The organism is Massilia sp. PWRC2 (genome assembly GCF_049896725.1).
Taxonomy (GTDB): domain Bacteria; phylum Pseudomonadota; class Gammaproteobacteria; order Burkholderiales; family Burkholderiaceae_D; genus JAFCUW01.
Genome location: NZ_JAFCUW010000005.1, coordinates 169,102 through 189,098, shown reverse-complemented (window position 1 = coordinate 189,098; position 19,997 = coordinate 169,102). Strand labels below are relative to the sequence as shown.

Below are 19,997 nucleotides of genomic sequence, written 5' to 3'. Positions count from 1 at the left end.
GAGACTCCGTCAAGGGTGAAAGTGCAGGCACAGCGCTGCAAAAACAACTGGGAAAACCACAGCCGGCCGAGCCAACTGCAGTATAGTCAAGTCAGGCTTGGCCCTATAAAAAACAGGCATCTGCAGCGAGAGGTAACCGGCATGCAATTTGAAGAATTCGATCTATCCACCCCGGCGCCCGCCGTCAAATCGGGCCGCACGGCGGAAGAAGCATCGCCGGTGACACGCTTACAATATCTGATCGACAATACGCCGGCAATCATCTATTGCACCGTCCCCAGCGGCGACTTCAAAATGACCTTCGTCAGCAAAAACGCCGTCAACGTGCTGGGCTACCGCCCCGAGCAAATGCTGGCAGACCCGAATTTCTGGTTCGATCATATCCATCCGGACGATGCACCGAATATCTTTTCCAGCCTGGCGCTCATTTTCAGCGAGGGCCAGCGCAGCTACGATTACCGTTTCCGCATCCACGATGGCAGCTACCTGTGGATGCACGACACCCTGCGCCTGATCCGCGATGACCAAGGCCTGCCGCTCGAAGTGATCGGCTCGCTCACTGACATCACCATGCGCAAGCGCATGGAAGAAGATTTGAAGATCAAGGGGGCCGAACAGCAAGCCCTGATCGGCGAGTTGCGCAGTGCCCATGAGCAGTTGCTGCAGGCAGAAAAGATGGCCTCGATCGGCCAGCTGGCGGCCGGCATCGCGCACGAGATCAACAACCCGGTGGGCTTCGTCAATTCCAATATGGGCTCGCTGAAAAACTATGTCGATACCCTGCTCGGCGTGATCGATCACTACGAACTGGCGGCCGCGCCCCATCCGCAACTGGCGGCGCAACTGGCGGCCCTGCGCCAGCAGGCCGATCTGGCCTTTTTGAAAGACGATGTGGTCGACCTGGTCCGCGAATCGATGGACGGTTTAAAGCGCGTCAAGGACATCGTCGAAGCGCTCAAGGACTTTTCGCACGTTGGCGAAACCGAGTGGCATGTCGCCGACATCCACCAGGGCCTCGACAGCACCCTCAATATCGTCAGCAATGAAATCAAATACAAGACGCGCGTCGACAAGCAGTATGGCGTGCTGCCACCGGTGACCTGCCTGGCGTCGCAACTGAACCAGGTGTTCATGAATTTGCTGGTCAACGCCGCCCAGTCCATGCATGGCAATGGCGTCATCAGCCTGCGCACCGGTGCGGCCAACGGCTGGGTGTGGATCGAGGTGGCGGACAATGGCAGCGGCATTGCGCCGGAAAACCTGCACCGCATCTTTGAACCGTTCTTTACCACCAAGGCGGTCGGTAGCGGCACTGGCCTGGGCTTGTCGCTGTCGTACGGCATCGTCAAGCGCCACGGCGGCCGTATCGAGGTCGCCTCGGAACTGGGCGTGGGCACCCGCTTTACGGTGCACCTGCCGGTGCTGGCAGTTACAGCAAAATAGCACCGTCCGCATCGCGCCGCACCTGCATGATGCCCGGCTCTTCCGCTTCCAGCCGGGCCGCCTCGCGCTGCTGCGGCGTGTCAGTGCTGGCCTTGCCTGCCATCAGGCTGGCACGCAGCGCCAGCGCCTGGCGCACATTGAGTTCAAGCTCGACGGGGTCCCACGGTTTGAGCATGAAGCGGAACGCCTGCGCCTGATTGATGGTGCTCAGCACGGTACTAAAGTCGCTCGACGCCGACAGCATGATGCGCACGGTGTCGGGGGCGACTTCCTTGAGCGCTTCGAGCAGTTCGGCGCCACTGAGCTGCGGCATCATGTAATCGGAGATGATCAGGTCGAAATCGCACACGCAGATGCGGTTGAGGGCATCGATGGGATTGGTGAAGGTTTCAATTTGCAGTGACTGGCCAAGGAACATCTGGCGCAAGGTGCGCTGCAGCGCGCTCAAGATGCCGGCGTCGTCGTCGACCAACAAGATTTTGTTCATGCTTGCCCCTTCGTGGTGCGTACCCAGATCGCCAGCCGGCAGCGGCTCTTGCTTTCAAAATCCCGGACTTGCTCGATGATGTGCGCGTCCAGCACGTGTTCATTGGCTAACAACATCAGGCCCTCCCGATTGAGCAGGTCGCGCGCCAGCACCATGCCAGGCAGCAGTTCGCCCGACAGCATCTCGACGTCCGCGCTGACGCTGCTCTCCTGGCCCTGGACCACCTGGCGGAACGCCGCCACCACCTGCGGGTCGTAGCGCTTGCCGCTGGCGTCGAGGACCAGGGTGAGGGCTTCGTCGGCACGCAGGTGGCGCTGCACCATGGCGCCCTGCTGCAGGTTGTAGTAATCGATGGCCAGCGCCAGGATGCGGGCGCCGATGGGGATGGCAAAGCCGGCCAGACCGTCGGGAAAACCATTGCCATCGAAGCGCTCGAGCTGGCAGCGCAAGATGGCGGCGCTGCCGCGCAAATCTTCCAGCGGCATGAGGAACTCTTGCGCACGCACGGGATGCTTGCGAAACTGTCCCAGCGTCTCGCCGTGCAGGGCCGTCAGTGGCGTCCTCAGCAGGGCGTCGCTAAAACCGATCTTGCCGAGGTCGTGCAGCAGGGCCGCAATCGCCAGGTCCTGGCCCTCTTGTGGCGCCAGGCCCAGCACCACGCCCATCTGGCCGGCCAGCTCGGCCACCTGGCGCGTATGGCCCGAGACAGACTGGGAGCGCTGCTCGATCATGCTTGAAAAAATCTTAATCGTCGTCACGAAGTTGTGGTGCAGCTTTTTGTTAGCGGCCACGGTCGCCTCATGCTGGGCTTTGAGCAGCCGGGTACGCGCTTCCACCTTCGCTTCGAGACTCTGGTTGAGCGCCTTGAGTTCATCATTTTGCTGCACCGTCAGCGCTTCCAGCCGCGCTTTTTCCTGCTCCAGCTGACGCCGTTCGAGGGCGTGCCGCACCACCAGCAGGATGTCGACATCGACCCACGGCTTGGTAATGTAACGGTAGATCTCTCCCTCGTTGATGGCATCCTGGATCGCCTGGATTTCGGCATAGCCGGTCAGCAGCAGACGCATGGTGCCGGGCCAGCGGGCGCACACCCTGGCGAGCAGCTGGGCGCCATTCATTTGCGGCATGCGCATGTCGGAAATGATGACGTCGACTGGCTCCTGTTCGAGGATGGCGAGGGCAGCCGCGCCGCTCTCGGCCAGCAAGATGCGGTAACCCTGGCCGCGCAACAGCCGGCGCAGCGACGACAGGATATTTGGCTCGTCGTCGACGCACAGCACCACCGCGCCCGCGCTCGGCGCCGGCACGGCCAAGGGCAAGGACGCGGCGGCGCTCATGGCAGCAACATTTGGCAAAGCTCATCGAACAGGGCATCGATGTCAGCAAACACCTGCTGCCAGCCGCTGTCACTCAAGGGCACCGCCTGCCACAACAGCAGCGGCAGCGGCGGCACCTGCTCGGCGTCGCTGCCAGAGAGGTCGAGCGCGTGGGCGACGATGCTGGCCAGGCAGATCAAGCCAGTCAGGGTCAGCGGCTGGCCGGCAAAGCCGTCCTGGTGATGGCCGCCGACCGCATCTTCGATCGCCGCCGGAAAGCGCCAGTGGGCAGCCAGCGCGCAACCGACGCGCGCGTGGTCGATGCCCAGCACGGCCAGCTCGGCCGTGATCAGCAGACTGTCGTGCGCCTTGCGGTAGGCCAGCACCTGCTGGTATTCGACCGGGAACTCGGTGACCAGCACCAGTATCCCTATATCGTGCAACAAGCCGGCCGTGAAGGCGTTTTCGGCAGGCAGTGCCAGGTGCGGGGCGAGCACGCGCGCACACACGGCGGTGGCAATCGCATGGCGCCAGAACTCCGTGAAATGGCGCGCACCGGCCTCGTCGGCTGTAAAACTGCTGGTGATCGAGCAGGTGGTCAACAAGGTGCGGATGCTGTGAAAGCCCAGCACCGAGACGGCCTGCTGCACGGTGGTGATCCTGTTGGATACGCCATAGAACGACGAATTGGCCAGTTGCAAAATCTTGGCAGCGAGCGCGCTGTCGAGCGTGATGCGCGCCGCCAGCGCGTGGGCATCGATGTCATCGCTTTGCATGCTTTGCTGCAGCTCCATCACCAGCTGCGGCAGGCAGGGCAGTTCGCCCACGCGGGCGCTGACGGCGCTGGGGTCGATCATGGCAGGTCCTTGCAGCGGTAGTGGCGCAGGCACTGCAGCAGCAGCGCGGCGGCGGGGTCGCCGTCGAGGTGGCGAAACAGGTGCGCCAGCCGCAGCAATTGTTGCTGTTGCTGTTGCTGTTGCTGTTGCTGTTGCTGTAGCTGTAGCGTGGCCAGCGGCGCCGCCGCGTTTGTCATGGGTGCCATGCTGGCGCCGACGCAGGCGGCCCGATCGGGCGCGATGGCGCTGGCCGGCAGTGGCTCGTTCATGGCGTGCCGTTGTCGCTGATCAGGGCCAGCAGACTGCCGCGCGAGGCCGAGCATTGACCCATCCTATAGTGCAACACGCGATATGCCGTGCCAGCGATGTCGGTGCGGTGGCTCGATGCTGCGCCAGCCAAGGCGCCATCGGCCAACAGGTACGGCAACACCAGCGCCGCGCCCTTGCCCAGCAGTGCGCCGGCAGTCGACAACAGCTGTTCGGCACTGCGATTGAGAAAGGCAATCATGCCCCTGTCATCGAGGCCGATGATGGGCAGCGGCAAATGCTGCATCAATTCACGCGCCACATTCAGGGTGATTTCGTCGAGGCTGATCTGCTCTTGCTTTTCGCGTAACAGCTGTTCAAGCTTGCGGTTGGCCGCCGCCAGTTCATGGTTGGCGCTGCGTACCTCGAAGTGCAGGCGTTGATTGTCATCGGCGATTTCCTTGATCCTGAAAGCTTCGGCAATATGGCCGCGAAACTGTTCGTCGTCCCATGGCTTGGTCAAAAACTTGAAGATCGCCCCTTCATTGACGGCATCGGTGACCGATTGCAGTTCCGTATAACCGGACAACATTATGCGGATGCTGTCCGGGCAGATAGCGCGTGCCTTGCGTAGAAAGTCGGCCCCCAGCATGCCGGGCATGCGCTGGTCGGAAACGATTACATCGACGCTGTTGGCGGCGAGCATGGCCAGACCTTCGGCGCCACTGTTGGCCAGCACGATCTGGTATTGATCGCGCCGCAGCAGCCGTTGCAGCGCTGCCAGGATATTCGGCTCGTCATCGACCAGCATCAGGCGGCGCGCCCGCGTGCGCGTGTGTAAAAATTGCGGCGCCAGCGTGCGCCCGCTGGCCAGCAGCAGGTTCAGTTCGGCCACGCACAGGGGGCCGGAAAAAACCGGTCCCTGCAGCTGGTCGCACTGGTGATGGCGCACAGGGTGACTGAGAAAAGCGCATTGGGCGGCCGTCTGCACTCCTTCGGCCGCCACTTTCATGCCCAGCTGGTGCGCCATGGCGATGACGGCGCTCCACAGGGCGCCGTCCATGCCGTCGGCAGCGGCGGCGCTGACCACATCAGCGGCGATCTTGACGGCGTCGAAGGCATCGCAGCGCAAATTGCGCAGTGACGCCGGTCCGCTACCGAACTCGTCGAGTGTCAGCGACAGGCCCAGACTACGCAACTGCGCCAGCCGCGCCGCGCACTGCGAACCAGCATGGGCCAGCGCCGCTTCATTCATTTCCAGCGTCAGCGCATCGGCTGGCAAGTCGAAGCACACCAGCATCTCGATTAGCGCCGGCCCGAACAGGGGATCGCAGAATTCGTCCGGCAGCAGGTCGAGCGCCACCCGCAAGGTGGGATGGGCCTGCCGGCGCCACGCCTGCAGATCGCGGCACAATTGCTGCAACATCCAGGCCGGCGGCGGCAACGGCAATCTGCCGGCGCGCGCCTGCGCCGCGCACTGAGCGGCAGAGAGCAGTCCCAGCTGCGGATGTTGCCAGCCCACGCGCACTTCGAGGCTGTCGAGCGCACCGCTGTGCAAACCGACCACCGGCTCATAGCGCAGACACAGGTCCGCTTGCGCAAGCGGCTCGCACGCCGCCGGCAGCGCGGCAGCGGCCTTCGATTCGATTGCGACCTGCTGCTGCGCTGCCCGCATTGGATGTCCCGTTGATTTTACAAACCAGGCGATGCCCTTGGCCCGCCCTGATTTGCTGAACAATCATCATGCCAGCCCTGTCGATAAATGGGTGTCTTCAAGCCACCAATTGTTGCTCAAAAGCCACGAATTGAAGCGGGTCAGTACAACAAAAAGTCACTGTTCGGGTTTTTAGCTGCCTCAACCAGCCATCAAGACGCGATTTTTCGCCTGCCAGTGGCAGCGTGCAAAAAAGCACGCCGATACCGGAAGTGGCATCCACCCGGCGAAAATTGTGATTGGACGGTGATCGGGCGGCCTCCTAAGATTGTTGTACAAAAAATAAAGGAGACACACCATGGTAGTTACCCGCAGAACGATGTTGCGCCTGGCCGCCAGCGCTGCCGCCGCCACCTGTTTGCCCGCACTGGGCGCTACCCCGCTGACCATGGGGTTTTCCCAGGTGGGCGCGGAGAGCGAGTGGCGCACGGCCAATACGGCGTCGATCAAGGAGGCCGCCGGCAAGGACGGGGTCAACCTGAAATTTGCCGATGCCCAGCAAAAACAGGAAAACCAGGTCAAGGCGATCCGCTCCTTTATCGCCCAGCGGGTCGACGTCATCGCCTTTTCGCCGGTGGTCGAGTCGGGCTTCGAGACGGTGCTGCGCGAAGCGAAGGCCGCCAAGATTCCCGTGATCCTCACCGACCGCGCCGTCAACGTCACCGACAAGTCGCTCTACACCACCTTCATCGGCTCGGACTTCGTCGAAGAAGGCCGGCTGGCGGCGCGCTGGCTGCTGCAGCAGGCGGCCAAAACGCCGGGCAAGAAATACAATATCGTCGAGCTGCAAGGCACGGTCGGCTCGGCGCCGGCGATCGACCGCAAGGCCGGCTTTGCCGAAGTCATCAAGGGCAATCCGAATCTGACCATCATCCGCTCGCAGACCGGCGACTTTACCCGCGCCAAAGGCAAGGAAGTGATGGAGGCGTTTTTGAAAGCGCAGGGCAACAACATCAATGTGCTGTATGCCCACAACGACGACATGGCGATCGGCGCCATCCAGGCCATCGAAGAAGCCGGCATGAAGCCGGGCAAGGACATCCTGATCATTTCCATCGATGGCGTCAAAGGGGCGTTCGAGGCAATGATGGCGGGCAAACTGAATGTGACGATCGAGTGCAATCCCCTGCTGGGTCCGCAGTTGATGCAAATTGCCCGCGATGTGGTGGCCGGCAAACCCGTGCCGAAACGCATCACCGTGGTCGAGGGGGTGTTCCCAGCCGAGCAGGCCGCCAGGGAATTTCCCAACCGCCGCTACTGAGGCGTTGCCATGGTTCAGCCCCACCAGGCAGCGCCCGTGCTGGCGCTGGCCGGCATCGACAAGCAATTTCCCGGCGTGCAAGCCTTGTCTGGCGCCGGCCTGAACCTGTATGCCGGCGAAGTGCACACGCTGATGGGACAGAACGGTGCCGGCAAATCGACCCTGATCAAGGTGCTCACGGGTCTGTCCCCCCCCGAGCGCGGCAGCATGTTGCTCGATGGCGTGCCGATCGCCCCCCGTTCGCCGCAAGCGGCGCAGGCGCTCGGCATCAGCACCGTGTATCAGGAAGTGAACCTGTGCCCCAACCTGTCGGTCGCCGAAAACCTGTTCATCGGCCGCTATCCGCGCCGCTTCGGCATGCTCGACTGGGGCGCCATGCGGCGCCACGCACGCATCGTGCTGGCGCAGCTGCGGCTCGACATCGACGTCAGCGCGCCGCTGGCGCGCTTACCGCTGGCGCTACAGCAGCTGGTGGCGATCGGCCGCGCGCTGGCCACCTCGGCGCGCGTGCTCATTCTCGATGAACCAACTTCCAGCCTGGATGAAGCCGAAGTGCAGCTGCTCTTTGGCGTGCTGCGCCGCTTGCGCGATCAAGGCATGGCGATCCTGTTCGTCACCCATTTTCTGGAACAGACCTACGCCATCTCCGACCGCATCACCGTCATGCGCAATGGCGAGCGCGAAGGCGAATACCGCGTCCGTGACCTGACCCGGCTGGCGCTGGTGAACAAGATGGTGGGAACGGTGGCGGCGCCGCTGACGCCGGCCTTACCGGGTTTTGCGCCAGCCGCTGGCAGCGACGCGGCGCCGATCCTGCTGCGCGCGCGCGGCCTGACAAAAAAAGGCATGCTGGCGCCACTCGATATCGACATCCGCCGCGGTGAGATGCTGGGCCTGTGCGGCCTGCTCGGCTCCGGCCGCACCGAGACGGCGCGCCTGCTGTTCGGCGCCGACCGCGCCGATGGCGGCAGCATCGACATACATGGCCGCGCGCAGCCGTTTGCCGCGCCGCGCGAAGCGATTGCACATGGTATCGGCTTCTGTTCGGAAGACCGCAAGCGCGAAGGGGCGATCCTCGAACTGTCGGTGCGCGACAATCTGATGCTGGCGCTGCAAGCCAAGCGCGGCATGCTGCGGCCGATTCCGCTGCGCCGCCAGCAGGCGCTGGCGCGCGAGTATGTCGAGCGCCTCGGCATCAAGACTGCCAGCATCGATACGCCCATCGGCACGCTGTCGGGCGGTAACCAGCAAAAAGCCCTGCTGGCGCGCGCCCTGGCGACCGCCCCTGCCCTGCTGATTCTCGATGAACCGACGCGCGGCATCGACGTCCAGGCCAAGCTGGAAATCATGGCGTTCGTTTGCCGCCTGTGCGGCGACGGCATGGCGGTGCTGTTCATTTCGTCGGAACTGCCGGAAGTGCTGCGCTGGTCCGACCGCATGATCGTGCTGCGCGACCGCCAGGCGCGCGGCAGCTATGTGCGCGGTGAGCTCGACGAATCGAGCGTGCTGCACGCCATCGCGGCGCAGCCGGCATGAGCGGCGCCGTCGTGAGCCAGCCACGCACCTTGGCGAAATGGACTGCCAGGTTCAGCGCCGGCTGGACTGCAAGCGCGTCACGCCACCTGCAGCACCGGCTGGCGCGAGCGCTGGTGGCGCTGGCGGCGCTGCTGCTGATCGACCTGCTGCTGGTGCCCGGCTTTTTCGACCTGACCATCCGCGATGGCCACCTGTACGGCAGCCTGATCGACATCGCCAACCGCGCCGCGCCGCTGATGCTGGCAGCGATCGGCATGACGCTGGTGATCGCCACGCGCGGCATCGATATTTCAGTGGGCGCCGTGGTCGCCCTGTCGGGCAGCGTGGCAGCCATGCTGATCGGCGGCGCCATGGTGGCCGGCGGCGCCAGCGGCGCTGCCAGCCGCGTGCCAATGGGCTGGGCCCTGGCCGCCGCCCTCGGCGCGGCGCTGCTGTGCGGTGCCTGGAACGGCTTGCTGGTGGCCGGTCTGAAGCTGCAACCGATCGTCGCCACCCTGATCTTGATGGTGGGCGGACGCGGGCTGGCGCAACTGCTGTCGGACGGCCAGATCATCACCGTCTACTATCGACCGTTCTTTTTTATCGGCAGCGGGTATCTGGGTGGCCTGCCGTTTTCGCTGTCGATCGTCGCCGTGGTACTGGCAGCGACCGCGCTGCTAGTGCATAAAACCGCGCTGGGCCTGTTCATCGAGGCGATCGGTCTCAATCCGGTGGCGGCGCGGCTGGCCGGCGTGCGCACCGCCGCCCTGACCTTTTTCGTCTACCTCTTTTGCAGCTTGTGCGCCGGCGTGGCCGGCCTGATGATCTGCTCGAACATCAAGAGCGCCGACGCCAATAACGCCGGCCTGCTGCTCGAACTCGATGCCATCCTCGCCGTCACCCTCGGCGGCACCCTGCTGGCGGGCGGCCGTTTCAGCCTGGGCGGCAGCGTGATCGGCGCGCTGATCATCCAGACCTTGACCTATACGATTTACGCGCTGGGTGTGCCGCCCGAAGTGAACATGGTGGTCAAGGCAGTGGTGGTGTTCCTGGTGTGTCTGTCGCAGTCGGCCCAGTTGCGCCATCTGTTGACGACCGGGAGCGTGTCATGAACGCCCTCGCCCGCGTGCGCGCCTGGCCCGCTTCTGCGTATTTCACCTCGCTGGTGACGCTGCTGCTGCTGCTGGTGATCGTCATCGCCGGCGGCCTCGCCTACCCTGGTTTTCTGTCCAGCCAGGTTCTCTACAACCTGTTGATCGACAATGCCTACCTGGTGCTGCTGGCGGTCGGCATGGGCTTTGTGATTCTCTCGGGCGGCATCGACCTGTCGGTGGGCGCGGTGCTGGCCCTGGCGACCATGCTGTGCGCGGCGCTGCTGCAGGTAGCGCACTGGCCGGCGCCGCTGGTGATCGCCGTGGTGCTGCTGCTGGGGGCGGGCTTTGGCGCGGCGATGGGAGCGCTGATCCATTATTTTCGGCTGCAAGCGTTCATCGTCACGCTGGCCGGCATGTTCCTCGCGCGCGGGCTGTGCTACCTGGTCAGCATCGAATCGATCACCATCGACGACCCGCTGTTCGTTGCCATGTCGCGCAGCCAGCTGGCGCTGCCGGGCGGTTTTATTTCGCCCGGCGCGCTGGTGGCGCTGCTGCTGCTGGCCGGCGCCGTCTGGCTGGCGCAATACAGCGCCTTCGGCCGCGCCGTCTACGCTATCGGCGGCAGCGAGCAGTCGGCGCTGATGATGGGCATGGCCGTCGGCCGCACGCGGGTGCTGGTGTATGGATTGAGCGGCTTGTGCGCGGCCGGCGCCGGTGTGCTGTTCGCCTTTTATATGCTGTCGGGCTATGGCTTGCATGCGCATGGCGCCGAACTCGATGCGATTGCGGCGGTGGTCATCGGCGGCATCCTGCTGGCCGGCGGCTATGGATACATCGCCGGCGCCCTGTCAGGGGTACTGGTGCTGGGCGTCATACAAACCCTGATCGCCTTCGACGGCACCCTCAGCTCGTGGTGGACCAAGATCGTCATCGGCGCCCTGCTGTTTGTGTTTTGCGTGGTGCAGCGCCTGCTGGGCGCCAGCCAACCGTCAGCTTGAGGACGCCGGCGACGCCGGCATGACAAAACCGTCCTGCAGTTCGGCGCGCAGAAAGTCGACGTACGCGCGCACCGCGCGCGGCACGTACTGGCTGTAGGGACGCAGTGCAAACAGGCGCTGCCCGAACGCCCCCACCGGCCGCCAGCCCGGCAGCAGCGCCACCAGCTTGCCGCTGGCCAGCGCCGCCTGCGCGCTAAAGTCGGGCAGCAGCGCAATCCCCAGGCCACCCTGGGCGGCATCGCGCAGCGCTTCGCTGTTATTCGTCGAAAAGACGCCGCTGACCGCCACACTGACGTGGGCACCTTTGCCGCGCAGCGGTTCGAAACGCCAGCTGGGGGTATCGCCGCGCCGCAGATATGGCAGGCAGGCGTGATCGGCCAGGTCGGCCGGCGCGGCGGGCGTGCCGTGCTGGCGCAGATAGGCACGCGAAGCGACCAGCACGGCGGCGCTGTCGCACAGGGTCCAGGCGACGTGGGTATCGGGGGCGACATCGGCATGGCGGATCGCCAAATCAAAGCCATCGCGCGCCAGTGAACTCAAGCGGTCGGACAACTCCAGTTCGATGCGCACCTGCGGATACTGGCGCAGGAACGCCGCCATGCGCGGCACCAGTTGCTGGCGTCCCAGCGCTACCGGCGCGGTCACGCTGAGCACCCCGCTGGGCGCGGCCGCCAGGTCGCGCACGCTGGCAAAGCCATGCTCGATGCTGGCAAATGGGGCGACGGTGGCGTCGACCAGCTGCTGGCCCGCCTCGGTCAAGCGCACGCTGCGGGTGGTGCGCTGGACCAGTGCCACCCCGGCGCCCCGTTCCAGTTCCGCGATGCGCAGGCTCATGGCCGACTTGGTGATGCCGAGGCGCTGCGCCGCCGCAGTAAAGGTGCCACTGGCGGCGAGCACCCCGAGCGAGTGTATATGCAACCACAGGGCGGCAATTTGTTTGGATTCCATGGCGTTGATTGTCAAGTTCAAGCGAACAATGAATCAAGTGTAACCGGATTGACCAGCCTCGTCCCAGCTCGCAGAATAGTGTATTCACATTGACTGACAGGACCGCGCCATGAACAGCAGCACATCGATCACACCGTACACCAGCGACGCCCTGGTCGGCCACCACGTGGGCGGGCAGCGCATCGCTGGCAGCAGCGGGCGCACGCAGGCGGTCTACAACCCGGCCTCCGGCGCGGTCGCGCGCCAGGTGGCCTTGGCCAGCACCGACGAAGTCAACGACGCCGTGCGGATTGCCCGCGCCAGCGCACGCGAATGGGGCGACATGCCCCCGATCCGCCGCGCGCGCGTGATGAACCGCTTCCTGCAACTGATGAACGAGCAGCGCGACACGCTGGCGGCGATCATCACGGCCGAACACGGCAAGGTGTTTGCCGATGCCCAGGGCGAAGTCTCGCGCGGCATCGACATCATTGAGTTTGCCTGCGGGATTCCGCAACTGCTCAAGGGCGCCTTCACCGACCAGGTCAGCACCGGCATGGACAACTGGACCCTGCGCCAGCCGCTCGGCGTGGTCGCCGGCATCACCCCCTTCAATTTTCCGTGCATGGTGCCATGCTGGATGTTCCCCATCGCCATCGCCGCCGGCAACAGCTTTATTCTCAAGCCCAGCGAGCGCGATCCCAGCGCCGCCCTGTTCATGGCCGACCTGCTCACCGAAGCGGGGCTGCCAGCGGGCGTCTTCAACGTCATCCAGGGTGACAAGACGGCGGTCGACGCCCTGCTCGAACACCCTGACGTCAAGGCAATCAGCTTTGTCGGCTCGACGCCGATTGCCCAATACATCCAGGAAGGCGCGGCGCGCCACGGCAAGCGCGCGCAATCGCTGGGCGGCGCCAAGAACCACATGGTGGTGATGCCCGATGCCGATCCCGAGCAGGTAGTCGATGCCCTGATGGGCGCGGCCTACGGCTCGGCGGGCGAGCGCTGCATGGCGATCTCGGTGGCGGTGCTGGTGGGCGCCATCGGCGACCAGGTGGTGGCCCTGCTGGCGCAGCGCGCGCGCTTGCTGAAGGTGGGCGACGGCATGGATGGCAGCGCCGAAATGGGGCCACTGGTGACCCGCGAAGCGAAGCTGCGCGTCGAAGGCTATGTCGACAGCGGCGTCGCCGAAGGCGCCACGCTGGTGGTCGATGGCCGCCAGTTCACGGTGGCTGGCTGCGAAGACGGCTTTTTTACGGGCCCGACGCTGTTCGACCATGTGACCGCCGACATGCGCATCTACCGCGAAGAAATCTTTGGACCCGTGCTCAGTTGCGTGCGCGTGGCCAGTTTCGACGAGGCGGTGGCGCTGGTCAACGCCCATGAATTTGCCAACGGCGTGGCCTGCTACACCAATGACGGCCACACGGCGCGCGAATTTGCCCGCCACATCGAAGTGGGCATGGTGGGGATCAATGTGCCGCTGCCGGTGCCGATGGCCTGGCATGGCTTCGGCGGCTGGAAGCGAAGCAACTTTGGCGACACCTGCGCGTATGGCGAAGATGGCGTGCGCTTTTACACGCGGCAGAAATCGGTCATGCAGCGCTGGCCGAATGGCATCCGCACGGGTGCTGACTTCGCCATGCCGGTATCGAAATAAAGGCGCTGTCTGGTCAGTAATACGATTGACTTAAGCAACAATGCGACAGACACCGCACGGTGCCTGTCGCATTTGTGCATCCCTACATGATGCATCGGCCCTTCCCGCCAAATTATCGTTCAGGTAATCTTATCTTTTTAAATAACACGGCAACCCTGGGGGGGAGTGATGCAACAGCGAAATTGGGGCCGCGCCGGCTTGCGCGTGCCAGAAATTGGATTGGGCTGCTGGCAGCTGGGCGGCGGCTGGAACAAGCACTGGGACGACGATATCGCCCAACACATCCTGCAAGCAGCGTACGACAGTGGCGTGCGCTTCATCGACACCGCCGATGTCTACGGCGATGGCGCCAGCGAGCGTTCGATCGGCCGTTTCTTGCAACAGCAGCGCGATGGCAGCCTGGTCGTCGCAAGCAAGCTCGGCCGCGCCGGCATCTACCCCGACCACTACACCCGCGAGGCGCTGCGCGAAGCCACCCTGCGCTCGCTCGAACGGCTGCAGCTCGACTGCCTCGACCTGACCCAGCTGCACTGCGTACCCACCGCGGTGCTGCGCCAGGGCCACGTATTCGACTGGCTGCGCGAGCTGCAGCAGGCCGGTTTGATCCGCCGCTGGGGTGCCAGCGTCGAGTCGGTCGATGAAGCCATGCTATGCCTCGAGCAAAGCGAGCTGAGCTCGCTACAAATCATCTTCAACATCTTTCGCCAAAAACCGGCCGAGGTCCTGTTGCCCCGTGCGGCGGCGCAGGGGGTGGCCATCATCGTGCGGCTGCCGCTGGCCAGCGGCCTGCTAAGCGGCATGATCACGCGCAGCACCACCTTTGGCGACGACGACCACCGCAATTTCAACCGCGACGGCGCCCTGTTCAACGTCGGCGAAACCTTTGCCGGCCTGCCCCTGGAAACGGGCATCGCCGCCACCGAACAGCTGGCCGCACTGGTGCCGGCCGGGATGACCATGGCGCAGATGGCGCTGCGCTGGATTCTCGACCACCCGGCCGTCTCGGTGGTGATCCCCGGTGCCAGCCGGCCCGAGCAGGTGCACGCCAACGTTGCCGCTGCCAGCGTGGCGCCCCTGCCGGCGGCCCTGCAGCAGGCGCTGGCCGCGCTCTACCGCAGCGATGTGCATGACGCCATTCGCGGGCCATACTGAACCGCAGCTGCGCGTCGCTGGCGGTGTGCGCTCGCTACGCATGCTGATGGCCGCCAGCGGCCCTCATTACAGCAGGTTGGACGCCTGGTTGACGGCGCAGCCAAAGGCAGCGCCAACCCAGTCCTTCACCTGCGCCAGGGTGTAGCCGATCGCCACCAATGCGCTCTGCACTTCGGCGGCCGCCGCGCCCAGGCCCTTGAGCAGATTGGCCAGCGCCGCCCCATCGGCGTTGGCCAGGTCGGGGTATCGCATGCGCCAAGCCAGCGTCTCTTACCGTCATAAGGTATCGCTATAAACCGCCGGCGGCGCCCAGGTGATACAGCCACAGCAGCAGTTGAAGCGCTGCTGGGGCGCCAGCGCCACTTGCAATACTGCCTCGCCGGATCGCGGGTCGGCGCTGCCAGGGCTGCGGGCCAGCGGTTCGATGCGCAGCGTCATTGAATCGTCACCCGATGCGGCAGCAAGCTGCTGATCTGCGCACCCACGAGGCTGTTGATTTGCGACGAGATCAAGTCGCCGATGGCGCCCTTGGCTGCATCGAGAATCAGGTTTTCCAGCGGCGCGAGCAGGTGGTTGAGAGGACCCAGGCCGTTGATCCAGATGCTGGCACTGCCGTAACTGAAATGGGCGCTCATGCCAGAGACGCTGTTCAGGCACAGCTGGTCGCCGTTGACCGACGCCTCGAACGCCGCGCTGCCGGCGACAGTGGGATTGTCGATGCGCAGGCTGCCTGAAATGCCGGGGTTGGCGAACAGCACGCGCAGGTCGCCGCCGGCATTTGCCGCGAGCGCGCTGGTCAGTACCGCGTGGAAGTTGAGCTCACCGGTGATGCTGGTGGCAGACGGCGTCAGCTTGCTGACAACCATATCCTGCAGCTGCACCGACGACACGCCGGTGAGGTGGGACACGGCATAATGTGCCGTGCCGATGCCGATGCTGGCCGAGCCCGATGCAACGTTCTGGAGAGGGTCCCCCCCCCGTATGGCCGCACCGAGCTGGCCATTGAGCTGGCTGACCAGGCCTTGCAGCAGTTGATTGATGATTTCAATGAACGGATCGTTGCTCATGCGCGGCTCCCCGAAGTTGACTGCATCGACTGTGGTGAATTGGCGTTGCTGGTGCAAGGCGCGAAGGCGCCGCTGTGTTTCCATCGTCGTATTCGCGCGCGCGGCTGTCAAATCAGCACGCATGGGAACGCGGTTACATTTTTCGTGCAATCCGTGCAGTAACAAAACGGCGCTGTGTGCGGTCATCGCCAGCGATTGCCTGTCGTGGTTTGACGCCGGGTCCAAGCGCTATGACAAGCACTGCCCCTATAAACCTGCTCCCCAGCATGCTCTTGCGGTCTCGCTCCACATCGTGCTTGGCGACCCTTCCAAGGGCCTCCAGATGGCGCCGGTCCTCGTCCGAGTAGGTAACCGCGCCTGAGCAATTTCAGCGGATTTTGCGGCAGCAACTCCGCGTGCTTGCGCGTGAGCCAGTCAAAACAGCGTGACAGCGCGCCGACACGGTGGCGGATAGTCGACGGCGCCAGGTTGCCTTCACGCTTCATCTGGCGCACCCAGGCCTAGGCCCAGTCGTACGTCAGTCCGGAAGTGTTCAGCATCTGCATCGTTGGCACGACGGTGTCGAGCAGCTTCACGTCGGACAGGGGCACGTCATTGTGGCGGATGTACTTGGCGACGCAGCGGGGCACACTCCATGTTTCGCGCGCTCTCCTGTTCGTCGTCAGCAGCGATGCCGGGACAACGCCCTGCGCCAGCAAGCCCTCGAGCTGCCGGGCATAACTGTCGGCCTGTTCATACGTATCGAAGGTCGCCCAGCAAGCTTTCGGCAACAGCTTGCTGGTGATCCTGATCTGGAAACTGCCGGAGGGAGTTTTTTTGATCGACGCCATACTCCCGATGGTATGGCTGCCAGCGGAGCGGGTGAACGACCAAATGGTTGTTTGGGGTATGGTGCACCACACTTTTCGTGTGGTGCCAACCCTGCTCAGACTAGCTCAGAATCAGCTAAGTCATTGATTTTATGGAGGCGAGGACGGGAATCGAACCCGTCTAAACGGCTTTGCAGGCCGCTGCATAACCTCTTTGCTACCTCGCCAGAGATGATACTAACTGCATATGAAACGCCCTGTTTGGCGCGCCTCAACAAAAAGGGAAGCCAGGCTTCCCTCTGTAGAATTCTGGAGCGGGAGAAGAGTCTCGAACTCTCGACCTCAACCTTGGCAAGGTTGCGCTCTACCAACTGAGCTACTCCCGCATTGGAGCCTAACTATTTACTTCGTTTATTTTATTTACTACACTTACCACATTTTTATCTTGCATACGCACCAGTAAAAACACTGGAGCGGGAGAAGAGTCTCGAACTCTCGACCTCAACCTTGGCAAGGTTGCGCTCTACCAACTGAGCTACTCCCGCATTTGCAAGACAACGATTATCGCAGAAAAGATGTTTATTTCCAAGGACAACCTGTACAACGTTTCTGTTATTTTGGAGCGGGAGAAGAGTCTCGAACTCTCGACCTCAACCTTGGCAAGGTTGCGCTCTACCAACTGAGCTACTCCCGCTTCGTCACAACAGGCACGCATTATAGATCATCTGACAGCGCTGTCAAGGCGATGGCCGCCGATGTTTTTTTGGCGGCCGCCGCCCGCCTCTTACAGCGGGGCGCCGCCCTTCTCTTTGATCATCGGCCACGCCAGGCGCAAATAATAAAACATCGACCATACCGTTAGCACGGCAGCGACAATCATGAATGCTTCGCCCAGCAACTGGGTGTCAATCCAACCCCAGACGATGTCGTGAAACAGCAGCATGGGGATGGCCGTCATTTGCATGGCGGTCTTGATCTTGCCCAGCGAACTGACGGCAACCGAGCGTGAGGCGCCAATCTGCGCCATCCACTCGCGCAGGGCGGAAATGGCGATCTCACGGCCGATGATGATGAAGGCAATGAAATGGTCGACACGGTCGAGATGGACCAGCACCAGCAGCGCGCCGGCGACCATCAGCTTGTCGGCTACCGGGTCAAGGAAGGCGCCGAAGGCGGAGGTCTGGTTCCAGCGGCGCGCGAGGAAACCGTCGAACCAGTCGGTGACGGCGGCAATGATGAACACCAGAGTGGCGGCCAGGTCCTGGTCGGAGCGCGGCAGCCAGTGGATCGGCAGGTAGTAGACGCCAACTACCAGGGGAATCAGGGCAACCCGCAGCCAGGTCAGCAGAATGGGAATGTTAAAAGGCATAGGGTGAGCTGGTTGAGCGGTACGAAAAGCAAAAAAACGTGGCTCGCGGCGACATCGCGGCATGCTGCGCCGCCGCACGACTAGGTGAGCCGATGATTGTTGAAAACGCTTGCGCCGCTAGTCTACCGCGCTCTTGCCGTTTAAACCAGTTCGCGCTTGTACAGCGCACTCGCACGAGCCATTGGCGGGCGCAGCGGCGGTCTTCAATGAAGCTGACGATAAATTTCTTCCGCCAGTTGCGTCGAGATACCCTCGACCGAAGTGAGGTCTTCCACGCTGGCGTCGACCACCCCGCGCAGCCCGCCAAAGCGCGCCAGCAGGCGCTGGCGGCGCTTGGCGCCGATGCCCTCGATCTCTTCCAGGCGCGAGGTCTGGCGCGTCTTGGCGCGCTTGGCGCGCATGCCGGTGATGGCGAAGCGGTGCGCCTCGTCGCGAATGAGCGCCACCAGCATCAGCGCCGCCGATTCCTTGCCCAGTTCCTGCGCCGGCCGGCCATCGACGAACAGCAAGGTTTCCAGGCCCACCCGCCGGCCCTCCCCCTTGGCGACGCCGACGATCAGGCTGATGTCGAGGCCCAGCTCGGCAAACACCTGGCGCGCCATTTCAATCTGGCCCTTGCCGCCATCGATCAGCACGATGTCGGGCATGACGGCGTCGCCGGTGGCCATGGCGGCGGCGATTTTTTCATAGCGCCGCATCAACACCTGGCGCATGGCAGCGTAATCATCGCCGGGCGTGATGTCGTTGATGTTGTAGCGCCGGTATTCGCCGTTCTGCATGGCGTGGTGGTGGAATACCACGCACGAGGCCTGGGTCGCTTCACCCATCGTGTGACTGATGTCGAAACACTCGATGCGCAGGCTGTCGAGGTCGGCCCCGTCCAGCGCCAGCGCCTCGGCCAGCGCGCGCGTGCGCGACTGTTGCGACCCCTGTTCGGAGAGCAAGCGGGCCAGCGAAATATCGGCGTTCTTTTGCGCCAGCTCGAGCCACTGGCGGCGCTGCCCCTGCGGCTGAAAAATCAGGTTGATGCGGTGCCCGCACTGCTCCTGCAGGGCGACCATCAGCGCCGGCTGGTCGAACTCGATGTTCAGGATCAGGCAGGAAGGAATGAATTTGTCGGTGTAATGCTGGGCCATGAAGGCCGCCACCACTTCGACGTCGATGCTCTCTTCGCCAATCGCCTCAGCCACCTGGGTGGGAAAGTAGGCGCGGTCACCGAGGTGACGGCCGCCGCGTACCATGGCCAGGTTGACGCAGGCGCGTCCGCCCTGCACCACCACGGCGATGATGTCGACATCGGCGTCGCCGGTCGTTTCCATGCTTTGCTGGTGCAGCACGCGCGCCAGCGACTGGATCTGATTGCGCACGGCGGCGGCCTGCTCGAATTTGAGCTCGGCGGCAAAGCCGTGCATCTTGGCATCGAGGTCGGCCATCACTTCGGTCTGGCGGCCGCGCAGGAATTTACCGGCATTGTCGACGTCGCGCTGGTAATCGGCTTCGTCGATCAACTTGACGCACGGCCCGCTACAACGGCCGATCTGGTGCAGCAGGCAGGGCCGCGTGCGGTTCGAATAGACGCTGTCCTCGCAGGTGCGCAGGCGGAACACCTTTTGCAGGATTTGCATCGATTCCTTGACCGCCCACGCGCTGGGAAAGGGTCCAAAATACTGGTTCTTCTTGTCCAGCGCACCGCGGTAATACGCCATGCGCGGCACGGCGCCGCCGGTGATTTTTAAATAGGGATACGATTTATCGTCGCGAAACAGGATGTTGTAGCGCGGCTTGAGCGTCTTGATCAGGTTCGATTCGAGAATCAGCGCTTCGGCCTCGCTGTGCGTGACCGTCGTTTCCAGCCGGGCGATGCGCTCGACCATCAGGGCGATGCGCGGACTCGACAGATTTTTCTGGAAATAACTGGAGACGCGGTTTTTCAGATTCCTCGCCTTGCCGACGTACAGCACCGCATCATTGGCATCGAAATAGCGGTACACGCCCGGCAGCGCGGGCAGCTTGGCCACCGTGGCCAGTACCTGTGCGCGGGGGGCGGGCGCGGCGCTGGCAGCGGCCGGCGGCGCCGGCGCAATTTCTGGGACGTCGGACATG

Annotated in this window: 18 protein-coding genes and 4 tRNA genes; 7 read left to right on the top strand and 15 right to left on the bottom strand. The window is 63.6% G+C overall.

Annotation, left to right across the window (positions count from 1 at the left end; all coding sequences use genetic code 11):
- Nucleotides 1–141 precede the first annotated feature (141 nt).
- The gene (locus tag ACP7BZ_RS12145) at nucleotides 142–1,443 is read left to right on the top strand and encodes an ATP-binding protein (protein ID WP_426113411.1); all 1,302 of its coding nucleotides are present in this window, start codon (nucleotides 142–144) and stop codon (nucleotides 1,441–1,443) included.
- Here ACP7BZ_RS12145 and ACP7BZ_RS12140 read toward each other — a convergent pair.
- From ACP7BZ_RS12140 to ACP7BZ_RS12120, 5 genes are read right to left on the bottom strand one after another with little or no spacing between them, the layout of a single operon-like run.
- Nucleotides 1,430–1,930, bottom strand: coding sequence for a response regulator (locus ACP7BZ_RS12140; RefSeq protein WP_426113409.1), 501 nt, complete (start codon nucleotides 1,928–1,930; stop codon nucleotides 1,430–1,432). The two genes, ACP7BZ_RS12145 and ACP7BZ_RS12140, sit on opposite strands and share 14 nt — an antisense overlap.
- Nucleotides 1,927–3,267 carry an HD domain-containing phosphohydrolase gene (locus ACP7BZ_RS12135; protein WP_426113407.1) on the bottom strand — a complete coding sequence of 447 codons (1,341 nt, stop codon included), beginning with the start codon at nucleotides 3,265–3,267 and terminating at the stop codon, nucleotides 1,927–1,929. Before ACP7BZ_RS12135 ends, ACP7BZ_RS12140 begins: the two co-directional genes overlap by 4 nt.
- Nucleotides 3,264–4,103: an HDOD domain-containing protein gene (locus ACP7BZ_RS12130; RefSeq protein WP_426113405.1), complete on the bottom strand. Its 840-nt coding sequence runs from the start codon at nucleotides 4,101–4,103 to the stop codon at nucleotides 3,264–3,266. Before ACP7BZ_RS12130 ends, ACP7BZ_RS12135 begins: the two co-directional genes overlap by 4 nt.
- On the bottom strand, nucleotides 4,100–4,351 hold the full coding sequence (locus ACP7BZ_RS12125; RefSeq protein WP_426113403.1) for a hypothetical protein: 252 nt from the start codon (nucleotides 4,349–4,351) through the stop codon (nucleotides 4,100–4,102). Before ACP7BZ_RS12125 ends, ACP7BZ_RS12130 begins: the two co-directional genes overlap by 4 nt.
- Nucleotides 4,348–6,003 (bottom strand): EAL domain-containing protein, encoded by a 1,656-nt coding sequence (locus ACP7BZ_RS12120; RefSeq protein ID WP_426113401.1) that lies wholly within the window; start codon nucleotides 6,001–6,003, stop codon nucleotides 4,348–4,350. Before ACP7BZ_RS12120 ends, ACP7BZ_RS12125 begins: the two co-directional genes overlap by 4 nt.
- Before the next feature lie 337 nt (nucleotides 6,004–6,340).
- Here ACP7BZ_RS12120 and ACP7BZ_RS12115 point away from each other — a divergent pair, with 337 nt between their 5' ends.
- The 4 genes from ACP7BZ_RS12115 to yjfF are packed head-to-tail and all read left to right on the top strand — an operon-like array spanning nucleotide 6,341 to nucleotide 10,910.
- Nucleotides 6,341–7,303, top strand: coding sequence for an ABC transporter substrate-binding protein (locus ACP7BZ_RS12115; RefSeq protein ID WP_426113399.1), 963 nt, complete (start codon nucleotides 6,341–6,343; stop codon nucleotides 7,301–7,303).
- Nucleotides 7,304–7,312: 9 nt separating this feature from the next.
- Nucleotides 7,313–8,839: a sugar ABC transporter ATP-binding protein gene (locus ACP7BZ_RS12110; RefSeq protein WP_426113397.1), complete on the top strand. Its 1,527-nt coding sequence runs from the start codon at nucleotides 7,313–7,315 to the stop codon at nucleotides 8,837–8,839.
- Nucleotides 8,836–9,930 carry an ABC transporter permease gene (locus ACP7BZ_RS12105; RefSeq protein ID WP_426113395.1) on the top strand — a complete coding sequence of 365 codons (1,095 nt, stop codon included), beginning with the start codon at nucleotides 8,836–8,838 and terminating at the stop codon, nucleotides 9,928–9,930. Before ACP7BZ_RS12110 ends, ACP7BZ_RS12105 begins: the two co-directional genes overlap by 4 nt.
- Nucleotides 9,927–10,910, top strand: a complete 984-nt coding sequence (gene yjfF / locus ACP7BZ_RS12100) for a galactofuranose ABC transporter, permease protein YjfF (RefSeq protein WP_426113393.1) — start codon at nucleotides 9,927–9,929, stop codon at nucleotides 10,908–10,910. The genes ACP7BZ_RS12105 and yjfF overlap by 4 nt, the downstream gene beginning before the upstream one ends.
- Here yjfF and ACP7BZ_RS12095 read toward each other — a convergent pair.
- Nucleotides 10,902–11,858 carry a LysR family transcriptional regulator gene (locus ACP7BZ_RS12095; RefSeq protein ID WP_426113391.1) on the bottom strand — a complete coding sequence of 319 codons (957 nt, stop codon included), beginning with the start codon at nucleotides 11,856–11,858 and terminating at the stop codon, nucleotides 10,902–10,904. The two genes, yjfF and ACP7BZ_RS12095, sit on opposite strands and share 9 nt — an antisense overlap.
- Nucleotides 11,859–11,967: 109 nt before the next feature.
- On the opposite strand from ACP7BZ_RS12095, the gene ACP7BZ_RS12090 reads away from it, so the two are divergent.
- Nucleotides 11,968–13,497, top strand: coding sequence for a CoA-acylating methylmalonate-semialdehyde dehydrogenase (locus tag ACP7BZ_RS12090; protein WP_426113389.1), 1,530 nt, complete (start codon nucleotides 11,968–11,970; stop codon nucleotides 13,495–13,497).
- A gap of 168 nt (nucleotides 13,498–13,665) precedes the next feature.
- Nucleotides 13,666–14,649 carry an aldo/keto reductase gene (locus ACP7BZ_RS12085; RefSeq protein ID WP_426113387.1) on the top strand — a complete coding sequence of 328 codons (984 nt, stop codon included), beginning with the start codon at nucleotides 13,666–13,668 and terminating at the stop codon, nucleotides 14,647–14,649.
- 66 nt (nucleotides 14,650–14,715) lie between these two features.
- Here the strand turns inward: ACP7BZ_RS12085 and ACP7BZ_RS12080 are convergent, their stop codons facing one another.
- The 9 genes from ACP7BZ_RS12080 to uvrC all read right to left on the bottom strand — a co-directional run bounded on the left by ACP7BZ_RS12080 (nucleotide 14,716) and on the right by uvrC (nucleotide 19,996).
- Nucleotides 14,716–14,901 (bottom strand): hypothetical protein, encoded by a 186-nt coding sequence (locus tag ACP7BZ_RS12080; protein WP_426113385.1) that lies wholly within the window; start codon nucleotides 14,899–14,901, stop codon nucleotides 14,716–14,718.
- 182 nt (nucleotides 14,902–15,083) lie between these two features.
- Nucleotides 15,084–15,902, bottom strand: a complete 819-nt coding sequence (locus ACP7BZ_RS12075) for a hypothetical protein (protein WP_426113383.1) — start codon at nucleotides 15,900–15,902, stop codon at nucleotides 15,084–15,086.
- 314 nt (nucleotides 15,903–16,216) lie between these two features.
- On the bottom strand, nucleotides 16,217–16,546 hold the full coding sequence (locus ACP7BZ_RS12070) for a hypothetical protein (protein WP_426113382.1): 330 nt from the start codon (nucleotides 16,544–16,546) through the stop codon (nucleotides 16,217–16,219).
- A gap of 132 nt (nucleotides 16,547–16,678) precedes the next feature.
- Nucleotides 16,679–16,752 (bottom strand) — tRNA-Cys (locus ACP7BZ_RS12065).
- Between the two features lie 83 nt (nucleotides 16,753–16,835).
- A tRNA-Gly gene (locus ACP7BZ_RS12060) sits at nucleotides 16,836–16,911 on the bottom strand.
- Nucleotides 16,912–16,994: 83 nt separating this feature from the next.
- Nucleotides 16,995–17,070, bottom strand: a tRNA-Gly gene (locus tag ACP7BZ_RS12055).
- 73 nt (nucleotides 17,071–17,143) lie between these two features.
- A tRNA-Gly gene (locus ACP7BZ_RS12050) sits at nucleotides 17,144–17,219 on the bottom strand.
- A 90-nt stretch (nucleotides 17,220–17,309) separates the two neighbouring features.
- Nucleotides 17,310–17,894 carry a CDP-diacylglycerol--glycerol-3-phosphate 3-phosphatidyltransferase gene (gene pgsA, locus ACP7BZ_RS12045; RefSeq protein WP_426113380.1) on the bottom strand — a complete coding sequence of 195 codons (585 nt, stop codon included), beginning with the start codon at nucleotides 17,892–17,894 and terminating at the stop codon, nucleotides 17,310–17,312.
- A 203-nt stretch (nucleotides 17,895–18,097) separates the two neighbouring features.
- The gene (gene uvrC / locus ACP7BZ_RS12040; RefSeq protein WP_426113378.1) at nucleotides 18,098–19,996 is read right to left on the bottom strand and encodes an excinuclease ABC subunit UvrC; all 1,899 of its coding nucleotides are present in this window, start codon (nucleotides 19,994–19,996) and stop codon (nucleotides 18,098–18,100) included.
- Nucleotide 19,997 lies beyond the last annotated feature (1 nt).